The following is a 9,751-nucleotide window of genomic DNA, read 5'->3' on the forward strand; positions in this document are numbered from 1 at the left end:
TGCTACGCTTCGCTCCGCACTGGGCTAACGCCCACCCTTCGCATGCCTCACGCAAGGGATCTCTGAAACCATCGTTTCTCTGTATTTTATGCAAAGTTTTAGTTTGTAAGTACTTGTACTTCAAGCTTAAACAAGGTAAAGACATAACTGCACAGGTCATCTGCGTGAGGGGCATGGAGCATGCCGTTAGGCAGTGCGAAGCGTAGCGAAGCACCGAAGCGAAAGCGTAGTGCGGAATGCCCCGACCCTTGCGTCAGCAAGGGGCACGCCCAAAAAAACTTATTCTTTAGCTCATTTTTCAGCAGCAAGAAGATTTAGATCCTGCTTTTCTATCCTAAGATTCTGAATAATGAATTCCTGCCTTTGAGGAGTATTTTTGCCCATGTAGTAGTCTAATAGCTTCTGAATAGTTACTTCGGGCGTAATAATAACAGGAGATAAACGCATACTCTGACCTATGAAGGCACTGAATTCCTCAGGAGAAATTTCACCGAGTCCCTTGAAACGAGTAATTTCAGGTTTTCCGCCTAGTTTCTGTATGGCTTCAAACTTTTCTTGTTCAGAGTAACAATAAATCGTTTTTGTTTTATTTCTCACTCTAAAAAGTGGCGTTTCCAAAATGTATAAATGCCCATTTTTGACTAAATCAGGAAAAAACTGCAAAAAGAAAGTAAGCATAAGCAAGCGAATATGCATACCATCTACATCAGCATCTGTGGCTATAACAATCCGATTATAGCGTAAATTTTCCAATCCCTCTTCTATGTCTAAGGCGTGCTGCAAAAGATTGAACTCCTCATTTTCGTATACAACTTTCTTTTTCATACCATAGCAGTTCAAAGGTTTACCACGTAAGCTAAATACAGCTTGAGTGTCCACATCTCTGGCTTGCGTAAGCGAACCACTTGCTGAATCACCTTCTGTGATGAAGAGAGTAGTTTCTAAACGGCGTTCATTTTTAAGGTCAGTAAGGTGTATGCGGCAATCTCGGAGCTTTTTATTGTGAAGATTAGCGCGTTTTGCGCGCTGCTGCGCTAATTTTTTAATACCTGCTATTTCCTTTCGCTCACGCTCAGATTGTAAAATTTTCTTTTGTAGGGCATCAGCAACCTCGGGATGCTTGTGTAAATAGTCATCTAATTCTTTTTTGAGAAAATTTTGTATCCACGTACGAATAGAAAGCGAATCTGCCTGCGGTGTAATATTCTGCGAACCTAACTTAGTTTTAGTCTGCGACTCAAAAACAGGTTCTTGGATACGGATACTTATTGCTGCTACGATAGAGGCTCGTATGTCTGCTGCTTCATAGTCTTTCTTATAAAATTCTCGTATAGTTTTTACATAAGCTTCCTTGAAGGCTTGTAAATGCGTTCCCCCTTGTGTTGTATGCTGTCCGTTGACAAAAGAATAGTACTCTTCTCCATATTCTTGATTGTGCGTAATAGCTACTTCAATGTCTTGGTCTTTTAGGTGTATAATAGGATAACAAAGAGTCTCTGAACGAGTTTTTTGATAAAGTAAATCAGCTAAGCCATTTTGAGAAACATAAGTTTTACCATTATACTCTAAAATTAAACCCGAATGTAAATACGCATAATTCCATATCATGGACGAAACATATTCATGCAAAAAACTAAATTTTTTGAATATTTTTTCATCGGGAATAAAATGCACATAGGTACCATTAGGTTCATTAGTGGGTGCAATTTCATATTCTTTGAGCAACTTACCTTGCGAAAATTCAACTGTTTTTTGCTGTTTATCCCGAATAGATGTAACTTTGAAGTATTGAGAAAGTGCATTTACTGCTTTTGCACCTACACCATTTAATCCTACTGCTTTTTTAAAAGCTTCTGAGTCATACTTAGCTCCTGTATTGATTTTAGACACACAATCTAACACCTTTCCGAGTGGAATTCCGCGACCAAAGTCTCTTACCTTGACTTCATTTTCTGTAACTGTAATTTGAATCTTTTTACCAAAGCCCATAGTGTATTCATCTATTGCATTGTCAATAATCTCTTTGAGCAGAATATAAATGCCATCATCTGGAGCTGTACCATCACCTAATTTGCCGATATACATACCTGGCCGCAAGCGTATATGCTCTACCCAATCCAAAGACTTGATACTTTCCTCTGTATATTTTACCATACTGCAAAAATAAAAAGTTTTAGGTAAATTTTTTTTACCAATTAGAGCAGATACTTCTGTGTGTTTTGTACTTTCTCTTAAAAAAGTCTAATGATATTAAGTTTCGTGTTTGACTGAAAGTATTACTTGTTCTACATACATACAATTTGACAGTAACAATCCAAATCTGTTTTGCAAATTTTTATTCTGCTGATAATGCTTTCAAAACCTACGTTTGTGTTTCGGCTTTGCTTTGTCAAGCTTCCCCTCTTGACTTTTCTTTAAGTATTTTAACTCTACCACAAGGTCGTGATTCAGTGTCTATGTCCTGAAGTCAAATTTGAATATTCTGTATTGGTTATGGAGGAAGGGCGTAGGGGGGCTTTTGCCGATGTAGTACTTACCAAAAAATTCTTGAAATTTGTATTCTTGTTAGTGTCATAGTAGTATTCTAAAATAGATAGCCACAAACTTTTTCCAAATTTACAAGGGTATAAAAGTAATAATTTTTGACTAAAATCTCAAAATTGTAAAGTTACCAGTTTGTAAGTTACATAGAAGAATCTCATATAGATTGTTTTTGAAGTATGCCAGCTTGGATAAAAAAAGCAGGAGCTATTGCCCCTGCTTTAGTTAGTTTTACCTACCGCATAACCGTTATGTTACCTTTTCGGTTAAAATTAGTGCCAAATCTACCTTCTGATGTAATGACATAATAATACACACCATCTTGCTCTTTGATGGGATCCCATACCTCGTTAGGGTTATCACTTTCAAAGACCTTAGCCCCCCAGCGGTTGTAAATTTCTATGTGGTAAGATTTGAGCTGTTTGAAGCGAACTTTAAATACATCATTTTTACCATCATTGTTTGGAGTTACAATGTTGGGAACAAATAGGCTATCTGAGTCAATGACTCGCATGTAGAATACAAATGTATCCCTACATCCTTGTTTATTGGTCATAATGAGTTGAACGGGATACAATCCTGCATCAGAGTAAGTGTGTGTAGGTGATTCGGCATCGCTGCCTGCAGAGTTATCTCCAAAGTTCCAAGCAAAGGTGTTGGGAATTAAGTTGCTGGTATACACAGGGGTAAACTGTATAGATTGGAAAGGTGTAGCCAGTGCTGAATCAGGATTAGCTAATATATCTGTAATTTGAGGTGCCTCATTGACTACCACCTTAATGCTGTCCATATAGGTACAATTTTTTCCTGCATAGCTTGTGGTAGCTGTAAGTTTTACCCAATATGTGCCTGGATTTTGATATATGTGTGCTACTGTATTACCTACCCCTGTATTACCATCGCCAAAGTTCCAAGTATATGTTAGACTTTGACCATTATTGTTCATACTAGATAGGTTTTTGAATACAATAGGCTCTTTAACACAGATAACCGTGTCTGATACTTTCATATTTAGAGTAGGTTTTTCTAATACTCTAACTTTGCGATATATTGTTTTTTCGCAATCAAGCGTAGAGCCATAAGCTGTAAAGCCTATTGTGTATACACCGGGTTGAGTAAATACTCTCACAGGATTGGGTACATTATATAAAGGTGTGCTGATTCCTGTTTCGCTAAAGTCCCAAGAATAATTACCAGTGTTAGTAGTGCTGAATGTTACAGCATCTCCTATACATACTACTGAATCGCTAAGAGTTACGTTTGCTTCAGGTGCTGGAATGACAGTTACGAATTTAGTATCTATATTGTTACAACCTAAAGTGTTTTTGGCTACTAGCCTAATAGTGTAGGTACCTGGTGTAGAGAAGGTTACAGCGAACCCTGTGGTAGTTGTGTCTAACCGGGGAGGTAAGACATTCATTGCACTGCTGTTGAAGAAAGACCATTCATAAGCATTAGCATAAATTGAATTATTTCCAATAAAGAGTGGTTTTCCTTCACAAACTGTATCTTTTTGTAAGGTAATTTGTGCTACTGGGTTAGGCACAACTTCTACTACCCGAGTAATGGTAGCAAAACAGCTGTCGTCGCTTCTTACTCTGTATGTAAGCACATAAGTTCCTGGCGTAGTGTACGTATAGGTCATTGTGCCTGCTGCTGTTGGATTATATGTGGTACTATCATCAAAAACGTTATCTCCGTTAAAGTCTGCCCAGTACTTGTACCCAGGAAAGTAAGAGCTTTGTGGTATAGCTAACGTAAGCGATTGACCTGCGCAGATCTTTTGTGGATTGATGTCAAATAATGGTGGATCGGTAGTGAAAGTAGAAATTTGAGTTACATTGACTTGAATATTTCTTGAAAACAGAACGGTACCGCAATCATCTGTACCCGTAACTGTATAAATGGTGGTATCAGAAGGTGATGCAATAACCGTATTACCTGTGGTTGTGTTTAAGCCTGTAGCAGGGGACCAGGTGTATGTCCAACTAATAGGGCAAGCTCCTGGCCTAGGAGATAGCTCCAGTGTAACAGGCGTAACGGTTCCATTACAATCTTTGGTTATGTTTACTACAGGATTAGTAGATATGTCTACACTATTAGCGAGGAATGCAGGAATAGTAGCATCTAGGGCTACTTCTAGCTGGCTTTCAGCAAGAATATATACGTAAGCAAACTTAGCACACTCACCTGGATCTAAGTTTCCTAAATTAAAAGCAATAGAAATAGCTTCGTCTGAAGTTTCAACTGCACCAAGAGTTCCTGTTAGCCCCCCTGTACCATTGTATACATCAGTTGGAATTCTATTGAAAAAGCCGCCATGAGACACTCTTGCCCTAGGGTCCTTACTACCTAGACCTAGGTACGCATTGTAATTTAGTCCTACTGCTTTAACTAATGCTCTATAGTCAGGCGACATAGGCTGCTGGTAGACAATTGTGTTTGTAGTAGTGAAATTTCCTGTCCAAGGTTGCTCGTTGTCAGGGTCTACATTTCGCATGTAATACACGTTGTTTACAGGTGAGGTACCAATATTACGAATATCCATGCACGTTAGGATGAATAGAGAGTCCTTGTATATGGTAGTAGTTTGCTCTATTCGCAATGAGCCTATTGTTCCTAACCAAGTAGCACTTATGGTAGTAGGAGTAACGTTATATGAAGTAATAGAACCTGATACACCTCCACTCGGACCTGTTTGATTGCATAGGTTGTAGTTCCCATAATTTCCGCCTGTAAATTGAATTCCCCATCCTTCTTCGGGTGAACCTGGCACAAAGTAGTCTCCCATGTAGTTGGGAAAAGTACCTGGTCCTGGTACTGTCCAACCATTTCTATACGGATCTGCAACAAACCCCAGCATAGTGCCAACATTAGGGTGGTAACCCGCTGGAGCAGAAGTACTAGTACCATAAGTTCCGCACCCTGATACAGCTACCTCCACATAGTTTCCCTGAAGAAATACACTTGTACCCACTATCTGTGCACACAAGTAACTAGATGTAAAGCTTGATACAAGAACAAAAGCAAGTATTAAATTATGTTTTTTCATTTTATCTAGCTTTTAGAAGGTGACATTTTTGCTTCTAGCTTTGTTAGCTTTTTGTAAAAGGTAATTATTCCAGTCAGCAGCAGTCCACTCAGGCCTATATTCTGTACCCAATATAATCTTTACCTTTTGGTTGATATAATCTAACTGAAAAATAACCAAATTCTCACTATACCAGTTGAAAAAGCGATAGGCTTGTTCATAGGTAAAGTTCAAAGCTTTGATAGACGCTTCATACTCTTTCGCAACAGGGTTAGTATTTGGTATTTGAACTACCCAGTTAGCATCTATGTTTGCAGACACAGGTGATCGCTGCTGAGCATAACAAAATCTGCCTACTGTTACTATTAGCATGAACAAGAGCAAAAATGTAAATAGACTTTTCATATCAGATTACAAATATATAAGCTATTTGTTGAAAATAAAAATTTTTTTATACCTTGCTGGGGGGATTTATTGAAAAATACCTCTAAGCCTAAAGGTTAGTTTCATTTGGCATAAAAATTGACCTACGAATAAGGAGCATAGTAAATTAAAACTTACTTGAGTACACTAAAAAGAAAGTTTATTTATATTTGCATAATTCAAAAAAATTATAGAAATTAGCTTTATCAAATATGAAGTACTGGTATATTACATTCTTCTGGGTGGTAGCTACACTGTCAAGCAATGTATTAATTGCACAGCATGCTTATCCTGAAGGGTTACGTACAGGTGAAAAAGCACCTGAATTCTCCGCTACGGATATAGAAGGGCGAACAGTAGATTTGAAAGAACTTATTAAGAAAGGTCCTGTTATTCTCGTTTTTTATCGTGCCAAAGTGTGTCCTTACGGTAAGCAGGAAATTTATGATTTTCAAGACAAAATGATACAATTAGCAAAAGCAGGTAGAACCGTAGTGGCTATAGGACCCGATCGCGAAATGGCTAAACAATCTTTTGCTCGCGCAGGCATTACAAATGAAGTTCCATTTATAGAAGATAAAAATTATATTATCCAAGATAAATACAAAGTTACTTATCGTTTGGATGAATTAACAAAAGAGTTGTATGAGAAAAAAGGTATGAAAGTAGACAAGGCAGACGCTGATGGCTCATATCCACTAGCTATGCCCACTGTATACATCATAAGTCCTGAGGGAAGAGTAAAGTATGCTAATTGCAACACAGATAGCAAACCTGAACAAACTATGAGCTACGTTGAAAAAATATTAAATGAATAATAACCATAGGTATCTTTGCGGCTTATTTGCGTATGGCAGATTATCACAAGGATAGGTAAGTTTTTTGATTTGAAAGTGTTTTCTGAACACGTCTATCCTTGCATAACCCATAACTTCTGAACTCAATTCTATGAGTATAGATAAAATACACAAATTTATTTTAACCGTGCTAATGGCATCCTTGTTATTACCAGGCTGTACTATTGTCAGACCAGGACAGGTAGGCGTAAAGCAAAGATTAGGTAAAATCAAGGGTGATATTAAAAAACAAGGATTTTACTTTATCAATCCGCTTACCACCAAAATGATAAAGGTACCCACACGAACTATCAACATGCCCGTAAGTTTAGACCGATTGCCCTCCAAAGAAGGTTTATCTATTGATTGTGAATTAGCAATAATGTTTAGAATTGCCCCTGAAGCTGCCATAAAAGTAGTAGAAACCATTGGTATAAAACATGGTGAGAAGGTTATTTTGAGTGTCCTACGATCCGCAGCAGCAGACGTAACTGCACAGTTTTTTGCTAAAGACCTACATACATCAGAGCGTAAAAATATAGAAGCTGCTATTGCTAAAAAAATGACCGATATTTTAGGCGATAGAGGTTTTATCGTAGAAGCAGTTCTACTTAAAAGTATCCAGCTGCCTGAAAACTTATCCCGAGCTATTGAAGATAAATTACGAGCAGAGCAAGAAGCAGAAACCATGAAATTCATTCTAGAAAAAGAAAAACAAGAAGCAGAGCGCCTTCGCATACAAGCAGAAGGTATCAGAAACGCCCAAAAAATCCTTTCCGAAGGATTAAATGAACTTATTATCAAGTATAAAAGTCTAGAAGTTTTTGAAAAATTATCTCAATCCAATAATACAAAGATTATTATTACAGATGGTAAAACGCCGGTTTTAATAAATGACGAGAAGAAGTAATGATTAAAGATTACCTCAACATGCTATCTTCAATAAAATGGAATTTTTAGGTATTGTTCAGCAAATTTCTTATCATTGCGGAATACTGACTGTAAAATGCATGGGCAGGACATTATTTTAGACGTCAGAAACTTAGAAACTCAATTTCAAACAGGAGATAAAATTGTCAAAGCTGTAGACAATATTTCTTTTCAAGTGCGCAAAGGGCAAGTTGTAGGTATTGTTGGCGAATCAGGTTCAGGAAAATCGGTTACCTCTTTATCAATAATGCGTTTGATTCCCTACCCACCAGGTAAAATCACTAATGGGGAAATTTGGTTTAGCAGTAGGAAACAGGGGCAAACAAATTTATTGGCGTTAAGTGAAAAAGAAATGCGCACGCTTAGAGGTAACGAAATTGCCATGATCTTTCAAGAACCCATGACCTCTCTTAACCCTGTCTTTACCTGTGGTAACCAAGTAATGGAAGTCTTGCAACTTCACCAAAAAATGACAGAAAAACAAGCCCGAGAGCGCACCATTCAACTCTTTAAAGAAGTACAACTACCTGATCCTGAACGAATTTTTAATGCTTTTCCTCATCAACTTTCAGGTGGGCAAAAACAACGAGTAATGATTGCCATGGCTATGTCCTGCCAACCCTCTCTACTCATCGCCGATGAACCTACCACAGCTCTAGATGTAACTACACAAGACACTGTACTCAAACTCATGCAACGCTTCCAAAAAGAGTACAACATGGGTATGATATTTATTACGCATGACTTAGGCGTAATTGCCCAAATTGCTGATTATGTACTCGTAATGTACCATGGCAAAATTGTAGAACAGGGAAACGTTGAAGATATTTTTTTAAAGCCCCAGCATCCTTACACTAAGGGGCTATTAGCTTGCAGACCTAGACTTGATGTCAAACTTAAAGTATTGCCCACAGTTATAGACTTCATGGAGCAAAGTATATATGGAAATGGCACACAAAAAAGCGTAGAGGAGATAATTATTCAAAATACTATTTCAGAAAGTGAAATTAAATCCCGAAACCAATACTTACAATCCCAAGAACCTATATTAAAAATTGAAAAACTTAAAACATACTTTCCTGCACGAAAGAATTTTTTTGGAAAAGTAATAGAATACAAAAAAGCTGTCGACGATGTATCTTTGGATGTTTATCCTGGGGAAGTTTTGGGATTGGTAGGTGAGTCAGGTTGTGGCAAAAGTACGTTAGGTAGAAGTATTATGCGGTTAGTTGAGCCTATTGGTGGAAAAATATACTACAAAGGAAAAGACATTTTACAGCTTAATCCACAGGAATTGCGTAAAGTTCGCAGGGAAATTCAAATTATTTTTCAAGACCCTTATGCCTCGCTCAATCCACGTTTGACGGTAGGATATGCCATTTTAGAACCGATGAAAGTGCACAATATTCTTGCTAATGATGAAGAGCGGCGCGCTCGAGTCTATGAACTTTTAGAGCGTGTCAATCTCAATCCTAATTTTTTTAATCGCTATCCCCATGAGTTTTCAGGCGGACAAAGACAAAGAATTTGCATCGCTCGGGCATTAGCACTTAACCCAAAGTTTATTATTTGTGATGAATCAGTATCTGCTTTGGATGTGTCTGTACAAGCGCAAGTACTCAACCTAATCAATGAGCTCAAAAATGAGTACAATTTTACCTGTATCTTTATTTCTCATGATTTGAGTGTAGTCAAGTTTATGTCTGACAGAATTGCAGTAATGAAGGCAGGTAAAATTGTAGAAATAGATGAAGCAGAGAATATTTACCGCAATCCTAAAGAGGATTATACAAAGCAGCTTATCAATGCCATTCCCAAAGGTATATCTGCCAACAGGAATGTGAGTTTGCGCGCATCAGGTTAAGGTTTAATTATTTAGATAAGTTTTATTTTTTGGGCGTGCCCCTTGCTGGCGCAAGGGTCGGGGCATTCCGCACTACGCTTCGCTTCGGTGCTCCGCTAACGCTGCGCACTGCCTATCGGCATGCTC

Annotated in this window: 8 protein-coding genes; 5 read left to right on the plus strand and 3 right to left on the minus strand. The window is 37.9% G+C overall.

Translation table 11 applies throughout. The annotated features are described in order from the left end of the window. Positions 1-206, plus strand: a 206-nt coding sequence (locus NZ519_08670) for a hypothetical protein (GenBank protein ID MCS7028825.1), incomplete at its 5' end; no start/stop codon positions are given. Further along, positions 194-346 (plus strand): hypothetical protein, encoded by a 153-nt coding sequence (locus NZ519_08675; protein ID MCS7028826.1) that lies wholly within the window; start codon positions 194-196, stop codon positions 344-346. The genes NZ519_08670 and NZ519_08675, both read left to right, overlap by 13 nt. On the opposite strand, the gene NZ519_08680 is transcribed toward NZ519_08675, so the two are convergent. The 3 genes from NZ519_08680 to NZ519_08690 all read right to left on the minus strand — a co-directional run bounded on the left by NZ519_08680 (position 292) and on the right by NZ519_08690 (position 5,944). After that, entirely contained in the window at positions 292-2,154 is a 1,863-nt protein-coding gene (locus tag NZ519_08680) for a type IIA DNA topoisomerase subunit B (protein MCS7028827.1), read from the minus strand. The genes NZ519_08675 and NZ519_08680 overlap by 55 nt on opposite strands. Before the next feature lie 622 nt (positions 2,155-2,776). After that, a complete protein-coding gene (locus tag NZ519_08685) occupies positions 2,777-5,533 on the minus strand; it encodes a PKD domain-containing protein (protein MCS7028828.1) in 2,757 nt (918 codons plus the stop codon). Positions 5,534-5,605: 72 nt separating this feature from the next. Next, positions 5,606-5,944 carry a hypothetical protein gene (locus NZ519_08690; protein ID MCS7028829.1) on the minus strand — a complete coding sequence of 113 codons (339 nt, stop codon included), beginning with the start codon at positions 5,942-5,944 and terminating at the stop codon, positions 5,606-5,608. Positions 5,945-6,207: 263 nt separating this feature from the next. Here NZ519_08690 and NZ519_08695 point away from each other — a divergent pair, with 263 nt between their 5' ends. The 3 genes from NZ519_08695 to NZ519_08705 all read left to right on the plus strand — a co-directional run bounded on the left by NZ519_08695 (position 6,208) and on the right by NZ519_08705 (position 9,625). Beyond that, on the plus strand, positions 6,208-6,813 hold the full coding sequence (locus tag NZ519_08695; protein MCS7028830.1) for a peroxiredoxin family protein: 606 nt from the start codon (positions 6,208-6,210) through the stop codon (positions 6,811-6,813). A 130-nt stretch (positions 6,814-6,943) separates the two neighbouring features. Further along, positions 6,944-7,741, plus strand: coding sequence for a prohibitin family protein (locus NZ519_08700; GenBank protein MCS7028831.1), 798 nt, complete (start codon positions 6,944-6,946; stop codon positions 7,739-7,741). A 96-nt stretch (positions 7,742-7,837) separates the two neighbouring features. Next, complete coding sequence (locus NZ519_08705) at positions 7,838-9,625, plus strand: ABC transporter ATP-binding protein (protein ID MCS7028832.1); 1,788 nt, start codon at positions 7,838-7,840, stop codon at positions 9,623-9,625. Positions 9,626-9,751 lie beyond the last annotated feature (126 nt).

This window comes from Bacteroidia bacterium, assembly GCA_025056095.1.
Lineage (GTDB): Bacteria > Bacteroidota > Bacteroidia > JANWVE01 > JANWVE01 > JANWVE01.

Coding starts and splice junctions, on each gene's coding strand:
- NZ519_08690 (MCS7028829.1), bottom strand. CDS start 5,944: ATGCTAATAGTAACAGTAGGCAGATTTTGTTATGCTCAGCAGCGATCA.
- NZ519_08695 (MCS7028830.1), top strand. CDS start 6,208: ATGAAGTACTGGTATATTACATTCTTCTGGGTGGTAGCTACACTGTCA.
- NZ519_08680 (MCS7028827.1), bottom strand. CDS start 2,154: ATGGTAAAATATACAGAGGAAAGTATCAAGTCTTTGGATTGGGTAGAG.
- NZ519_08705 (MCS7028832.1), top strand. CDS start 7,838: ATGCATGGGCAGGACATTATTTTAGACGTCAGAAACTTAGAAACTCAA.
- NZ519_08700 (MCS7028831.1), top strand. CDS start 6,944: ATGAGTATAGATAAAATACACAAATTTATTTTAACCGTGCTAATGGCA.